General features: G+C 67.9%; 13 protein-coding genes. 5 read left to right on the top strand and 8 right to left on the bottom strand.

Annotation, left to right across the window (positions count from 1 at the left end; all coding sequences use genetic code 11):
* The first annotated feature begins 96 nt into the window (after window positions 1–96).
* The gene (locus QMK34_RS21540) at window positions 97–858 is read left to right on the top strand and encodes an alpha/beta fold hydrolase (RefSeq protein ID WP_326416054.1); all 762 of its coding nucleotides are present in this window, start codon (window positions 97–99) and stop codon (window positions 856–858) included.
* Between the two features lie 107 nt (window positions 859–965).
* On the opposite strand, the gene QMK34_RS21535 is transcribed toward QMK34_RS21540, so the two are convergent.
* The 4 genes from QMK34_RS21535 to QMK34_RS21520 form a co-directional block, all read right to left on the bottom strand.
* Window positions 966–1,928, bottom strand: a complete 963-nt coding sequence (locus QMK34_RS21535; RefSeq protein ID WP_326415978.1) for a peptidoglycan recognition protein family protein — start codon at window positions 1,926–1,928, stop codon at window positions 966–968.
* Between the two features lie 88 nt (window positions 1,929–2,016).
* On the bottom strand, window positions 2,017–2,898 hold the full coding sequence (locus QMK34_RS21530) for an A/G-specific adenine glycosylase (protein WP_326415977.1): 882 nt from the start codon (window positions 2,896–2,898) through the stop codon (window positions 2,017–2,019).
* Between the two features lie 423 nt (window positions 2,899–3,321).
* On the bottom strand, window positions 3,322–3,819 hold the full coding sequence (locus tag QMK34_RS21525; protein ID WP_326415976.1) for a beta-class carbonic anhydrase: 498 nt from the start codon (window positions 3,817–3,819) through the stop codon (window positions 3,322–3,324).
* Window positions 3,820–3,903: 84 nt separating this feature from the next.
* A complete protein-coding gene (locus QMK34_RS21520) occupies window positions 3,904–5,004 on the bottom strand; it encodes a LacI family DNA-binding transcriptional regulator (protein ID WP_326415975.1) in 1,101 nt (366 codons plus the stop codon).
* A 334-nt stretch (window positions 5,005–5,338) separates the two neighbouring features.
* Here QMK34_RS21520 and QMK34_RS21515 point away from each other — a divergent pair, with 334 nt between their 5' ends.
* From QMK34_RS21515 to QMK34_RS21505, 3 genes are all read left to right on the top strand, one after another.
* Window positions 5,339–6,253 carry a metal ABC transporter solute-binding protein, Zn/Mn family gene (locus tag QMK34_RS21515; protein WP_326415974.1) on the top strand — a complete coding sequence of 305 codons (915 nt, stop codon included), beginning with the start codon at window positions 5,339–5,341 and terminating at the stop codon, window positions 6,251–6,253.
* Window positions 6,254–6,380: 127 nt separating this feature from the next.
* A complete protein-coding gene (locus QMK34_RS21510) occupies window positions 6,381–7,265 on the top strand; it encodes a metal ABC transporter ATP-binding protein (RefSeq protein WP_326415973.1) in 885 nt (294 codons plus the stop codon).
* 4 nt (window positions 7,266–7,269) lie between these two features.
* On the top strand, window positions 7,270–8,151 hold the full coding sequence (locus QMK34_RS21505) for a metal ABC transporter permease (RefSeq protein WP_326415972.1): 882 nt from the start codon (window positions 7,270–7,272) through the stop codon (window positions 8,149–8,151).
* 69 nt (window positions 8,152–8,220) lie between these two features.
* Here QMK34_RS21505 and QMK34_RS21500 read toward each other — a convergent pair whose 3' ends face one another.
* The 4 genes from QMK34_RS21500 to QMK34_RS21485 all read right to left on the bottom strand — a co-directional run bounded on the left by QMK34_RS21500 (window position 8,221) and on the right by QMK34_RS21485 (window position 13,462).
* Window positions 8,221–9,531 carry an alginate O-acetyltransferase AlgX-related protein gene (locus tag QMK34_RS21500; RefSeq protein WP_326415971.1) on the bottom strand — a complete coding sequence of 437 codons (1,311 nt, stop codon included), beginning with the start codon at window positions 9,529–9,531 and terminating at the stop codon, window positions 8,221–8,223.
* Between the two features lie 70 nt (window positions 9,532–9,601).
* Entirely contained in the window at window positions 9,602–10,825 is a 1,224-nt protein-coding gene (locus tag QMK34_RS21495; protein ID WP_326415970.1) for a DUF445 domain-containing protein, read from the bottom strand.
* A gap of 81 nt (window positions 10,826–10,906) precedes the next feature.
* Window positions 10,907–12,082, bottom strand: a complete 1,176-nt coding sequence (locus QMK34_RS21490) for a DUF445 family protein (RefSeq protein WP_326416053.1) — start codon at window positions 12,080–12,082, stop codon at window positions 10,907–10,909.
* Between the two features lie 150 nt (window positions 12,083–12,232).
* Complete coding sequence (locus tag QMK34_RS21485; RefSeq protein WP_326415969.1) at window positions 12,233–13,462, bottom strand: DUF445 family protein; 1,230 nt, start codon at window positions 13,460–13,462, stop codon at window positions 12,233–12,235.
* A gap of 132 nt (window positions 13,463–13,594) precedes the next feature.
* On the opposite strand from QMK34_RS21485, the gene QMK34_RS21480 reads away from it, so the two are divergent.
* The coding region (locus QMK34_RS21480; RefSeq protein ID WP_326415968.1) for a DivIVA domain-containing protein at window positions 13,595–14,371 on the top strand (777 nt) is incomplete at its 3' end.

The raw sequence follows: 14,371 nt of genomic DNA, 5'->3' as shown, positions 1-14,371 counted from the left end.
CTACAGCCGATAATCAGGGTGAAAACGCTGCAGAGGACGAGAGTCAGGATTCTGCGGCTGTCCATGAACGGAGCTTAGGTGATCCAGCGCGACGGTTTGGTTACGTTCGGCGGCGACCGGTCGGCGGGCCCGCCGATCGTCCTGCTGCACGGCTTGATGGGCCGGGCGTCGACCTGGTGGCGGGTGGCCCAGTGGCTCAAGCCGTACGGCCCGGTCCACGGCCTCGACGCGCGCGGTCACGGCCGAGGCCCGCGCACCGGTCCCTGGCACACCGAGCGGTTCGCCGACGACCTCGCCGCCGTGCTGCGCGAGCTCGACGGCGGCCCCGCGATCCTGATCGGGCATTCGATGGGCGGCCTCCATTCGTGGGTGACGGCGGCGGCGTACCCCGACCTGGTGCGCGCGGTGGTGGTCGAGGATTTCGCCCCCGACCAGCGCGGCCGCACCGTCGACGCCTGGCGTGGCCACTTCGCGTCCTGGCCGGTGCCGTTCGAGTCGCTGGCCCACGTCCGCGAGTTCTTCGGCGTCGCCGGGAACTACTTCACGGAGTGCTTCGAGGAACGCGAAGACGGCTATCACCTGATCGCCGACCTCGATGACCTCTACCTGATCGCCGCCGAATGGGGCCGCCGCGACTACTGGGACCTCGTCGAGCGCGTGCGCTGCCCGCTGCTGTCGATCGAGGGCGAACGCACGGCGATGCCCGCCGGGCAACAGGCCGAGCTGGCCGCGCGTGTCCCCAGCGGCCTTGGCCGCCACCTGATCGTGGCCGACGCGGGACACGTCGTCCACGAGGAGGCACCGGAGGCGTACCGCGGCGCGGTGGAGGCGTTCCTCAGCGAGCTCCTGTCCCGCTGACCCCCCCAGCCCTCCCGCGGCCCGCAAGTGTCATGAAAGACCCTTTCAGGACAAAAATTGCCCTGAAAGGGTCTTTCATGACACTTCGGAGAGCCGGGCCCGAGCCGTCAGCGCGAAACGGCCAGCTGGTTCTTCCAGGCTTGGGAGGACTGCGTCGAGGGCGTGATCAGGGGCCAGATGTCGGCGCCGAGGAAGCCGGTCTCGTCGGTGCGGGCCGTCGCGGCGCAGGTGTCCGGCTGGATGCCGTGTGCCTTGGCGACCGCCTCGACGGCGTCCCGCGTGACGGGCCCGAAGACGCCGTCGGTGGGGACGTCGGCGCCCTGGGCGCGCAGGAGTCGTTGGGCCAGCTGGACTTTCTCCCCGGTGTCGCCCGGCTTGAGCAGCGGCCAGGAAGCCTCCTCGCGGACGCCCTGCCCGAGCACCCGGCCGACCGCGACGCGGAGCTCGGGCAGCCGGTTGTAGAGGACCTGGCCGCAGCACTCGGTCGAGTTGAAGTCGCGGTGCCCCTTGATGAACGAGGGCGCGATCCCGTACTGGCTCGCGATGTAGGCGACCAGCTTCACCAGCGAGTCCCATAGCGCCTGCGTCACGTCGACGGTGCTGTACAGGCCCTCGTTCTCGATGCCGATGCACTCGCTGTTGTGGTTGCCGACGTTCGCGCCCTGGACGTGCTGGGTGCCGCCGCGCAGGATCTCGAGACTGCGGTGGCGGCCTTCGGTGACGTACCCGCCGCGGCTGTTCGTGAACTGCTGGCCGGTGTCGATCCAGCCGCGGGTGTCCATGTGGAACGTCTGGATGTCCCGCGAGATCTGGTACGCGTGGGCCAGCGAGTAGTCGGTGTTGTTGCCGGGCTCGACGGTGTGGTGCACAACGATGTACGTGGGTTTGTGGTTCTCCACGACGATCGCCCCCGAAGCGGCTCGCGCGCCCCAGGTCGACGTCCCGTAGATGGTGGGCACCGGCACGGCGGCGCTCGCGGTCCCCACGCCCGCCAGCCCCAGCGCGCCCGCGGCGGTCACCGTCATCCCGCCCTTGAGCAGGACTCGGCGGTCAAAACTCGACTCGGCCATCCAGAACTCCCTCGCCGACTGCGTTGGAGGAGAAGCTAACCCGCGACCGCGCCAATGACAACCATTGACCAACTTTTGTCGTAGTCTGTTAGTGCTCACCGGGCAGGGCGAAGAGCCCGTCGCGAGTTTGTTCCAGCAACCCGTCCACCAGCAGGGAGTCCAGGCACCGGTCCCGCTGCCCCGACTCGTGCCAGACCAAATCGAGACGCGCTTTCTCAACGGGCGTGTCGGTCCCGCGCAGCACGTCCAGCAGCAGTCCGCGCACCTGCCGATCGGTCCCGGCGAATTTCTGCACCTGCTTGGCGGGCCCGGCATAAGCAGGCTTCCCGGCACGCTGCCAAGCACATTCATCATAAATCGGACAGTCCGCACACCGTGGCGAACGCGCCGTGCAAACCAACGCCCCCAGCTCCATCAACGCAGCGGAGTACCGAGCGGCGACCGCATCCTCAAGCGGCAACATGACCTCGACGTCAGCCATATCCCGGGTATTCGAAGGAGGCCCGGCATCCCCAGCCCCATGAACGGCTCGCGCGACCACCCGCCGAACATTCGTATCAACCACCGGAGCCCGCTTGCCATAAGCAAAAGCAGCCACCGCCCGCGCGGTATAAGCCCCAATCCCCGGCAGCGAGAGCAGAGTGTCCACATCGGACGGAACAACATCCCCATGCTCAGCGGCAACAACTGAGGCAGCAGCGTGCAGCCGCAAAGCCCGCCGCGGATACCCCAGCTTCCCCCAGGCCCGCACAACCTCGCCCGGAGCCTCGCCCGCGAGCGCGGACGGAACGGGCCACCGGCTCATCCACTCCAGCCAGATCGGCTGAACCCTGGCAACCGGAGTCTGCTGAAGCATGATCTCACTGACAAGCACACCCCAGGCACTGCATTCAGCCTCACGCCACGGCAAATCCCGCCCATGAGTACCAAACCAGCCCAGCAGAGTATCGACATCAACAGCAGCAGCCACCCCACCACCCTAAGCGTCCAGCCCAAACCCCCCGCGCCGCCATCTCCCCAACCCCACAACGAACCCAAGACCAAACAGCGTCCGGAACCGCCCAGACTTACCCCCAACACACACCACAAAAACCCAACCCCAGCGTGCTCCGGGACCACAGCGTCTCCGCGAGCCCTGCGAGCGGAGACTTCACCGCCGCGCGCCCTCTTTTAGGGCCGCCAGGCCCTCCCAACTCGCGACGGCAGGTCGCCCCCCTCAAAGCAAAAGCCGCACTTATGCTGGGAATCGGGGCGGCCTGGCGGCGCGAGTTTGTGAGCGCGCTGGCCAAAAAACACAGGCTTCTAGCCGCACCTCAGGACTAAACCAAAAACCCGCACCGCCGCTGAGCACCAGTAACGACCCAGCGGCGCACGCGAGCACCGGCCAAAAGACTCAGGACACAACCACCTCAGTCAGATGCCCAGACTTCACGTCGTAGACAAACCCCCGCACATCCTCGGTGTGCGGCAGAAAGTCACTCCGCCGCACCCGTTGCACGGACCGCCGGACGCTGTCCTCGACTTCCCGAAACGCCTCGACTGACCAAGTGGGCCGCAGTCCGGTCGCCTTTTCGAGTTCGTCCTTGAAGTCGTCCTCGGTCACCGTGGACAGTCCGCAGTTGGTGTGCTGGACGATCAGCACCTCGCGGGTGCCGAGTTTGCGCTGGCTGAGCGCGAGGGACCGGATCACGTCGTCGGTCACCACGCCGCCGGCGTTGCGCAGGACGTGGGACTCGCCCTGGATCAGGCCGAAGATCTCGAAGACTCGGACGCGGGCGTCCATGCAGGTCAGGATGGACACGTGGAGTGACGGATTGGGCGACGAACGGTCACCTGGTGCGATGTCGCCGAGCGCCTTGTTGCGTTGCAGTAGCAGTTCGATGGAGGTCATGGTCACCTTTCGGCCAGACGTTGACCCCAATTGGAACTGCTGGCCCGCCTCCGAGGCAATGTTTCGAAAGGTACGTCACCAGGGTTAGGGACCGAACCAGGGTTCCTCGACGGTCCGTGGCGGCCCGGAGGTGCGGCCGATGCGCAGCTCGGTGGCCAGGGTGATGATCTTCGGACCGACCCGTTCGGCGGAGCTGAGCAGCAGTTTTCCCGCCGCTTTGCCCTTCTCCAGCACGGGCTGGTGCACCGTGGTGAGGCCGGAGCGTTCCGCTTCGGAGATGCCGTCGAACCCGGTCACGGTGAGATCCTGCGGCACGCGCAGGCCCCGGCGTTCTGCCTCGGCCAGCGCGCCGAGCGCGAGGATGTCCGAGGTGCAGATCACGGCCGTGACCTGCGGGTACGCGTCGAGCAGCTGGCGGGCGGCGGAAGCGCCGTCGTCCACCGTGTGGTCGAACCGCTCGACCACCGGGACGGTCGCCCAGTCGACCCCGGCCACGGAGAACGCCGTCGCCAGCGCCTCCAGCCGGATCCGCTGGACGTGGAAGTGCGCGGCGCTCTGGCGCTGCACGGAGACGAAGTCGTCGTTGCGCTCGCGGGCCAGCCGCATGCACAGCACGCCGACCTGGCGGTGGCCGAGCGCGACGAGGTGTTCGGCCAGCTCGGTGACCGCGGCCGCGTCGTCCGGGCCGACGCGGTCCACGCCGTCGACGCGGGGCTGGTCGATGATCACGGTCGGCACCGGGCGCTCCAGCACGGCGGCGAGGCTGGGGTCGTCGTCGGGTACGGAGTAGACGACGAAGCCGTCGACGCCGGCGCGGTGCACCGCGGCCACGTCCTCGCGGCCAGGGCTCGCGGGTACCAGGTGCAGCCCGACTCCGGCGTCCTCGCACGCCAGCGCGAGTCCTTCGAGGACGCCGACCGCGGCCGGGTCACGGAACGCGTAGGACAGGTTCTCGGTGAGCAGCAGCCCGACCGCGCCCGCTTTACGCGTGCGCAGGGAGCGGGCGACCGGGTCCGGCCCGGGGTAGCCGAGGCGGCGCGCTGTCTCCAGCACGCGGCGGCGGAGTTCGGGGGAGAGCTGGTCCGGCCGGTTGTAGGCGTTGGACACGGTGGTCCTGGACACACCGAGCTCCGCGGCCAGCGACGCCAGCGTCGCCTGCCTTCTGGTGCGTATAGGACGACCCATCCGCAAACCGTAACGGTTCAGATCGTTTCCGAGAAGCGACACCCCACGCGGCGTGCCCACGGGGCGTGCCGTGGCACTCGGACGGACCATCGCGCGACCCCGTCGTCAGGCCATCCACCGGGCAAAACCGGTTTTTCCGGCCTCGGCGAGGGTGGTCGGGGTGATGAAGGCCGGGTGAACACTGTGTGCAGGATCTCGATCCGGTGGTGACCCTCGGTACATCAGCCTCGGCTGGTTTGCGTTCTCGTCCCTCGGTGGGGGTAAAGTGAATCTGACAACGGTTTCCATTAGCTACAGCGCGTATCGGCGTGTGGATCAGCAGGAGTGTTCTTCGATGAGTTCCCGACGCACCAGAAGCGTGTTCGCCGCCGCTTCGGCACTGACCGTGCTCGCCTTCGGCGCGGCCGCCTGCTCCAGCGACGACCAGGCCGCCGGCGGCACGCAGGTCGCCGCGGGGGAGAAGATCAAGGCCGTCGCGGTCACCGACGTCTGGGGCAGCGTGATCACCGCCGTCGGCGGGGACAAGGTCGAGGTCACCTCGATCATCCACGACCCCTCGGCGGACCCGCACTCCTACGAGACGACCGCGAACGACGCGCTCGCGGCGAAGAACGCGAAGCTGCTCCTCGCCAACGGAGGCGGCTACGACGACTTCTTCGGCAAGCTCGCCGACCAGGCGTCCGGCGCCAAGAAGCTCGTCGCCTACGACATCGCCGCGACCGGCAACGAGAACGAGCACGTCTGGTACAGCCTGCCCAGCGTCGAGAAAATCGCCGACCAGGTCGCCGCTCAGCTCGGCGAGGTGCAGCCCGCGTCAAAGGACGTCTTCACCGCCAACGCCGCCGCTTTCAAGGGCAAGGTCGAGGAGCTGCTCAAGAAGGTCACCGCGGTCGGGGTCGCCCATCCGGGTAGCAAGGTGATCGCGACCGAGCCGGTCGCGCACTACCTGCTCGAAAGCGCGAAAGTCACCGACGCGACGCCCAAGGCGTTCTCCGACGCCGTCGAAGCGGAGCAGGACGTGCCCGCCGCCACCGTCGGCGAGGTCAAGCGGCTCATCACCGGCAAGCAGGTGAAGGCGCTGGTGAACAACGCCCAGACCGTCACCCCCGTCACCCAGCAGATGGTGGGCGACGCGAAGGCTTCCAGCGTCGCTGTGATCGATGTATCCGAAACGCTGCCCGCCGGTGTGACGGACTACATTGTCTGGATGACGAAGGAAGTAGATGCGCTGGCCGGGGCCCTGTCCTGATGAATCGGCGGAGCCGATTGGGCGGAGGCGAAGCCACCCGACGGAGTGGGGTACGGGTCACCGTGTCGGCCGCCCCAGCCGGTGGTCTGGGCGGACGGCGCACAGGGTTGAAAGGGCCGAAGTAGCTATGGCCACTGTCCTTCCGGAGTCCCGCTCCGCAGTCCCTCCCGGCTCGCGCGCCGCGGTCCGCGTCCGCGGGGCGAGTCTCGCGTTCGGGAGTCGCACGCTCTGGTCCGGCCTCGAGCTGGATGTCGAGCCTGGCGAGTTCCTCGCGATCCTCGGCCCGAACGGTTCCGGCAAGAGCAGCCTGCTCCGGGTGCTGCTGGGGCTGGAGGGACTGTCCGCGGGCTCGGTCGAGATCGCGGGCGACCGGCCGGGCGGCGCGAACCGGCACATCGGCTACATCCCGCAGCAGCGCGCCCTCGACGAGGGCCTGACGCTGCGCGGGATCGACCTCGTCGGACTCGGCCTGGACGGGCATCGCTGGGGCTTCGGCTTCGCCGGAATGGGTGAACGTCGCCGCCGCGTCGCCGAGGCCGTCGAGTCGGTCGGCGCGCAGGGTTACGCGCGCAAGCCGGTCGGGCTGCTTTCGGGTGGTGAGCAGCAGCGACTGCGGGTCGCGCAGGCGTTGATCGGCGACCCCGAGGTCCTGCTGTGCGACGAGCCGCTGCTGTCGCTGGACCTCGCGCACCAGCGCGCGGTGAGTGACCTGATCGACGCGCGACGCCGCCGGGCGGACACCGCGGTCCTGTTCGTCACCCACGAGATCAACCCGATTCTCTCCTATGTGGACAGAGTGCTTTACCTGGTGAACGGGCAGTTCCGCATCGGGAAACCCGACGAGGTGATGAACTCGGAGACGTTGTCCGAGCTCTACGGCACGCGGATCGAGGTGCTCAAGGTCGGCGGCCAGATCCACGTCGCCGGGGCGCAGAGCGCGCTGTGTGAGTCCGAGCCGCACCACCACGAACACGACTTGCGCGAACACGACGCGGCCGAGCGAGTGAGCTGACCCCTTGAACAGTCTTTTCGACTTCGGCAAGACCATCGACCTGCTCGGGCTCGACGGCGTTCAGACCGCGCTGATCGCGGCGGCGGTGCTCGGGCTCGTCGCCGGGGTGCTCGGGCCGCTGGTCGTGATGCGCCGGATGTCGTTCGCCGTGCACGGCACCGCGGAGCTGGCCTTCACCGGCGCGGCGGGTGCGCTGCTGCTCGGCATCGGCGTCGAGTACGGCGCGCTGGCGGGGGCCGTGGTGGCCGCGCTGCTGCTGGGCATCCTCGGCGCGCGGGATTCCGACCGCGACTCCGTGATCGGCGTGATCCTGTCGTTCGGGCTCGGCATGGGCGTCCTGCTGCTGTCGTTCTACAAAGGACGGTCGGGTAACAAGTTCGGCATCCTGACCGGCCAGATCATCACGATCGACTCGACGAACCTGACCATGCTGATCGGCGCCGCGATCTTCGTGCTCCTGGCGCTCGCGGCGGTCTACCGGCCCCTGCTGTTCGCCAGCGTCGACCGCAACGTCGCCGTCGCTCGCGGCGTCCCGATCAAGACGCTGACGATCGTGTTCGCGCTACTGGTCGGCGTCTCGACCGCGCTGAGCGTCCAGGTCGTCGGCTCACTGCTGGTGGTGGCCCTGATGGTGACCCCGGCCGCCGCGGCCGCGCGCGTCACTTCCAGCCCCTGGAAGGCGACCGTGCTCGCGGTGGTGTTCGCCGAGGTCGCCGCGCTGGGCGGGATCATCCTGTCGCTGGCGCCGGGCCTTCCGGTCAGCGCGTTCGTCACGACGATCTCGTTCCTGATCTACCTGGCCTGCCGCGTGATCGCGTGGTCGCGCGCCCGGAGCACTCGGGTGCGAGTGGTGGCGGAGCAAGAGCTCGTGACTGCTCGCCCCTGAAGGCCACCTTCACGGCGTTAAACGCCGTGAAGGTGGCCTTCAGGGATCACTGCAGTCAGGCGGATCCGCCTAGCGGGGATGCGCGGCCAGCGCTGGCTTCACCGCGCTGAGGAAACCGTCGTCGATGAACGCCAGCTGACCGCCCGCCACACTGCGTTCCACGGCCTCGACCACCACGACCTGCGCGTTGACGAACTCGTCCACTGCCTCGGCCCGGCTGGTCTTCTGGGTGAAGTGCGCGAGCATCGTCAGGTTCGTGAACGCGCCTGACAGGTAGCGCGAAGACGCCTTCGTGAACGAGTCGCCGTAGATCAGCGTCTTCTGGTTCACCGTGCCCAGCAGCGGGCTCGCGGAGCGGTACACCGGCCTGTCGATGTCGCCGTTGGGCTCGCCGGCGCGCTCGACCACGCCATCGGGCATCAGGCTGTAGAGGGTGTTCGTCTTGGTGCCCTGTTTGTTGATCAGCGGCGGCAGGTCGGCGGCGGTGTCGTACTTGCCGACCGGCGTACTGAGCCACGACCGGGTGATCCCGGGCTGGATCGCGTTCGCGATGCCGCGGGTCATCACCAGCCCGCCCTCGTCCAGCCAATGGGTGTCGTTGGATGGGTAGATCGGGTGGCCGATGCGGCCCTCGGACGCCTTCAGCTCGGGTCGCAGGTCCAGCGCGCCGGTTTCGGTGGTCAGCCGGTTCCAGGTGGTCGCCTGCGCGGCCTGCGCGCAGTCCTTGCCGGGGTACGTGCCGGGCAGGAACTGCGGGACGATCGTCGACTTGTCCGGCGCTATGACGAACTCGAACTTGCGGCCGGACTTTTCGACGGCATTGCGGAGCTCGTTGATCTTGTCGATCGTCTCCGAGAGTTCGCGTGAGGGCTCGCACTTAGCGTCGGCGTCGTAGCCGTAGTAGAGCCAGCCGTCGAGTCCCTGCACGACCCGGCGGTACCCGGCCTGGCTGTTCGGCGAGCCGGTCGGCGCGGGCGCCGTCTTCGGCTGGGCGGGTGGCGGGGCGACCGGGATCGGGCCCGCGAGCGGGGGCAGGGACTGGTCGAGTGGGGCGTCCTCGCCGAACAGGCCGCGGCTGATGCCGTCGGCGGCGGCGATCGCGCCGCCGCGGAACGACAGCTGGTCGACGGCCCAGGTCGGCAGGTCGGTGAAGAAGCTCCAGCCGCTGGCGACGCTCGGGAAGCTCGCGAGCTTGTGGTTCTCGATCTCGCCCGGCCGCACACCGAACACCCAGAGCAGGGCCGGGGTGGTGAAGAACAGCAGCGCGCTGACCAGCGCGGTCAGCTGCCTGCCGCCGTGACGGGGACGGTGCAGGGCGTGCTCACGGGGCAGCCAGGCCTCGTGGACCGCGGGTAGTTGCTGCTGGGGTTCGGACGCCACCTCCCAACCGTAATCCTTCCGGGTGAGTCACCAGCCCACAACCACCCAACTCGTCGACGAGTTGCGGCGGTCAGCCGAGCATGAGGAGGACCTGGAGCTCGCCGACCAGGAAACCGATGAAGCCGCCGACGGCGATCAGCTTCCACTCGTCCTGCCGGAACGCCGGGCGCAGCAGGCCCTCGAACTCCAGCGGCGTCAGCGCGAGCATCCGCTGCTCGACCATCTTCGCGACGTCCATCGCCTCGGTCAGGTAACCCTCGGCGTAGCGCGCTGTCGCGGGCAGCTCGGCGAGCGCCCGCTCGGCCGCCGCGTGCTTGATCTCGCGGAGCTTCTGCCCGCCGACAGCCAGTGCGACCATCGGCTTCGCGCGGCTCGTCTGCTCGTCGACGGCCTCGTCCACCAGCCGTTCCACCAGGGCGAGCAGCCGATCCGAGCGTGGCCCGCGCAGGATCGCGTCGAGCAGGTTCCCGACCGTCAGCACCTCGTTGGCGATCAGCTCGCCGTACTGCCGCGCGACCTCGGCCCGCCGGCGCTGGAACTTGCCCTGCACGAGGACGCGGCCGACCCGGACCGGCTCGCGCGGCAGGAAGATCAGCTTGATCGCCAGCCAGTCGGTGAACAGCCCGATGCACCCGCCGAAGATCGGCAGCACCAGCGGTTCCTTCGTCAACGCCCAGGTCACCGCCTGGATCAGGCCGAGCCCGAAGCCGAAGAAAATGCCCGAGCGCGCGATGAACGTCATCTCCGGCCGCGAGGTTTCGCGGATCAGCCGGACCAGCAGCGCCTTGTCCCTCGTGAGCCGCTGCACGGTCATGTCCTCGACGTCGAGGACGTCCTCGAGATGCTCGCGGACCTCGTCCATGAACTCGGCGACCAGCCGGGGCGTCGACGCCTGGACCTGCTTGATCAGCAGCTCCTGCGCCATCGTCGGCATGATCTCCCACAGTCGCGGATGGTGTTTCTCGAGCACCTCGCGGGCGATCCCGTCGACGGCCCGCAGCAGCGGCTGCTCGATCTCGCGGGTGATGATCGCCGGATCGATCTTGGCGAAGATCTCCTTGATGTCGAGCAGGTTCGACGTCAGCAGCTCGGTCGCGACCGCCGCCATCCGCCCGCCGTGCTTCGGCACGACGCCCTGCCAGCCGAGCAGCGGCCGGAGGCCGACGAACTCGAGCGGCTTGAACATCATTTCGATGGCGACGCGCTTGGTGACGTACCCGATGAGCGCGGCGATGAACGGGATGGCGGCGTAGAGCGGCCAGTGCTCGGCGAGGTCGGCCAGGACGGCGTCCACACGATCTCCTCACCAGAGCTGAGAGGGAAACCGTATCTCAGGCGGAGCGCCGCGTCGCGTCTCCGTCGAGGTGGCGGTGGGTCAGTGGAGCAGGACGAGCACCTGGAGTTCGCCGACGAGCCCGCCGATGAACGCGCCGACCGCGATCAGCTTCCACTCGTCCTGCCGGAAAGCGGGACGCAGCAGGCCTTCGAACTCCAGCGGACTGAGTCGCCGCATCCGGTCGACTATCGTGTTCCGCACGTCCAGCGCGTTGATCGCGTACGTCTCCGCGTGCCGGATGGTCTCCGGGACACGCTCCGCGGCCTTCGTCGCCGCCGTCTGCTTCATCTCCTGGAAACGCCGCGTGCCGACGGCGATCGCCACGAACGGCTTGACGACGCTGGCTTGCGCGTCGATCGTGCGCCGCACCTCGCGGGTGATCATCGCGAACAACCGGTCCGATTTCGGGCCGCGCAGCACGGCTTCCAGCAGGTTGGGGATGGTGATGATCTCGCGCGCGATCATGTCGCCGTAGTCGGCCGCGACCTGGTCGCGGCGCTTCTGGAACACGCCCTGCCAGGTGTAGAAACCGAAGAATCGCCGGGGTTCGCGCGGCAGGAAGATCATTTTCAGGGCGAGCCAGTCGGTGAGCCAGCCGATGCCGAGGCCGAACAGCGGCAGCACGATCGGCGACTTCGTCAGCGCCCACACGAGCAGCTGCACGCAGCCGAGGTAGCAGCCGAAGACGATCCCGGACCGCGCGATGAACCGCATCTCCGGGCGTGAGATGTCGCGGATCAGCCGGTTGAGCAATGCCTTGTCGCGCACCAGGTTCTCGACGACCATGTGCTTGAGGTCGAGGACGTCGGAGATGTTCTCCGAGATCTCCCGCATGATCTTCGTGATCGCCTTGGGCGCCTCGGACTGGACGCGTTTGAGCAGCAGCTGCTGCGCGGAGTTCGGCAGCACTTCCCACACTCTGGGCTGGTACTGCTCCATCACCTCACGCGTGACGTCCTCGACGACCCGCAGCAGCGGCTGCTCGATCTCCTTCGCGATCTGCGCCGGATCGAGCCGAGCGAAGATCTCCTGAGGGTCGATGAGGTTGTTCGTGAGCATCTCGGTGGCCGTCGACGCCATCCGCTCGGCGTTCGCCGGGAGCACGCCCTGCCAGCCGAGAAACGGCTTGAGGCCGACGAATTCGACCGGCTTGAACATCATCTCGATGGCCACCCGCTTGGTGACATAGCCGATGAGCGCCGCTACGAACGGCATGGTGACGTACACCTGCCAGTGCTCGCCGAAGTCGGCGACGACGGCGTCCACTTTCCAGGCCTCCCCGTGTCTCGCTGAGCGAGACCGTATCCGGGATTGAGCCAGCGGCGTGCAGCGCCTCCGTTGAGGCCGTGGTGGGGCCGTGGTGGGTTAGTGGAGCAAGAGCAGGACCTGCAGTTCGCCGACGAGGCCGCCGATGATCGCGCCGACCGCGATGAGCTTCCATTCGTCCTGCTTGAAGGCAGGCCGGAGGATGCCTTCGAACTCGATCGGGGTCAGCTGCTGCATCTTTTCGGAGATCGTGTTGCGGACATCGAGCGCGTTGGTGGCGTAACTCTCCACGTGTTTCACCGTTTCGGGCAGGTACTCGATGGCCTTCGCCGCGGCCGTCTTCTTCATCTCCTGGTACTGCCGCCCGCCGACGGTCAGCGCGACCAGCGGCTTCACGAGGCTGGCCTGCGCGTCGATGGTCCGCTGGACCTCTCGCTGGATCATCGTGAACAGCTTGTCCGACTTCGGGCCGGTGAGCACGGCCTCCATCACGTTGCGGACGGTGAGCACCTCGTCCGCGATCAGCGTCCCGTAGTCGCGGGCGACCTCCTTGCGGCGCTTCTGGAACATGCCCTGCCAGTGGAAGAACAGGAAACCGCGCTGCGCTCGCGGGTAGAAGATCATCTTGAGCGCGAGCCAGTCGGTGATCAGGCCGGTGAAGAAGCCGAAGATCGGCATGATCAGCGGCTCCTTCGTCAGCGCCCAGGCCACGAACTGCACGAGCCCGATGACGAACCCGAAGTAGATCCCGGACCGCGCGATGAACTTGAACTCCGGCGTCGCCACCTCCTTGATCAGGCGGCAGGTCAGCGCCTTGTCGCGGACCATGGCCTCGATCAGCATGTCGTCGACGTCGAGGACCTCGTCGATATTGGTCGAAACCTCCCGCATCAGCCGGGCGACGACCTTCGGCGCCTGCGCGCGGACCCGGTCGATCAGCAACTGCTGGGCGCGGACGGGCATGAGTTCCCACAGCCTGGGCTGGAACTGCTCCATGACTTCGCGCGTGACGTCGTCGACGGCCTTCAGCAGCGGCTCTTCGAGCTCCTTGACCATCTCCTCGGGGTCGAGCCGCGAGAAGATCTCCTGCGGGTCGACCAGGTTCCTGGTCAACAGATCGACAGCCGTGGTGGCCATCCGCCGTGAATTCGCCGGGATCACGCCCTGCCAGCCGAAGATCGGCTTGACGCCGACGAACTCCAGCGGCTTGAACATCATCTCGATGGCCACGCGTTTGGTGAGGTAGCCGATGAGCGCGGCGATGAAAGGCATCGTGATGTAGACGTGCCAGTGCCGCCCGATGTCGTCGAGGATTGCCGAGACGTTCAACCAGGCCTCCTCGCCGCGCTGCTAACGACCTGTCAACAGTGCACGATGCCAAGCCGATCCGGGAGCGCCAATCGGTGAGTACAGCCGTTTGGCGGTACTTGCGGTCAGCCGCTGGCTCACTAAGGTGTGCGCATGGTCGCTCCCGAGAAGTCCCAGCCCGCGGCGAGGACGGCCCAGTTCGCCGTCGGCATGCGCGGTTACAACCAGAACCAGGTGGACGAACGCCTCGCGAAGCTGGAGGCCGAGCTCAAGGCGTCTGCGCGCAAGCGCGATGAAGCGGTCGCGACGGCCTCCGAGCTGTCGAAGTCGCTGAGTTACGCGCAGAAGGAGCTCGCCGACACGAAGGCCGCCCTGGTCAGGATGAGTTCCAGCCCGTCCGGCGCGGGCGCGATGGCCGAGCGCGTCCGCATGATGATGCAGCTCGCCGAGGAGGAGATCGCCGATCTCCGCTCGGCAGGCGAAGCCGACGCGACATCCACCCGCTCCGAGGCGGACAAGTACGCCCACGAATCCCAGCGGAATATGGACAAGCTCGCGAAGGAGGCCCAGGCCGAGCGCGAGAAGCTGCTCGCCGAAAGCCGTGCGGAGATCGCTGCGGCGGCCGCCGCCGCAACCAAGAAGCGCGAAGAGCAGGACGCCGAGGCCCAGCGCGCGCGTGCCGCCGCCGACAAGAAGGCCGAGGAGGCGTCCGCGGCGAAGCGCGCCGAAGCCGAGCGGGGTGCCGCTGAAGAGGTCAAGACCCGCAGGGAGCAGGCCGCGGCCGCGCTGGCCGACGCGAACTCGAAGCAGACCGAGGCCACCCAGCAGCGGAAGCTGGCCCTGGCCCTGCGGGCGAAGGTCGCCGACCGGCTGGCCGCGACCGACGTCGCCGTCCAGGAAGCGATCCGCCTCCTGGCACCCGCCGAGGCC

The organism is Amycolatopsis sp. H20-H5, from assembly GCF_035828755.1.
GTDB lineage: Bacteria > Actinomycetota > Actinomycetes > Mycobacteriales > Pseudonocardiaceae > Amycolatopsis.
This window is presented reverse-complemented; position numbering and strand designations above follow the sequence as displayed.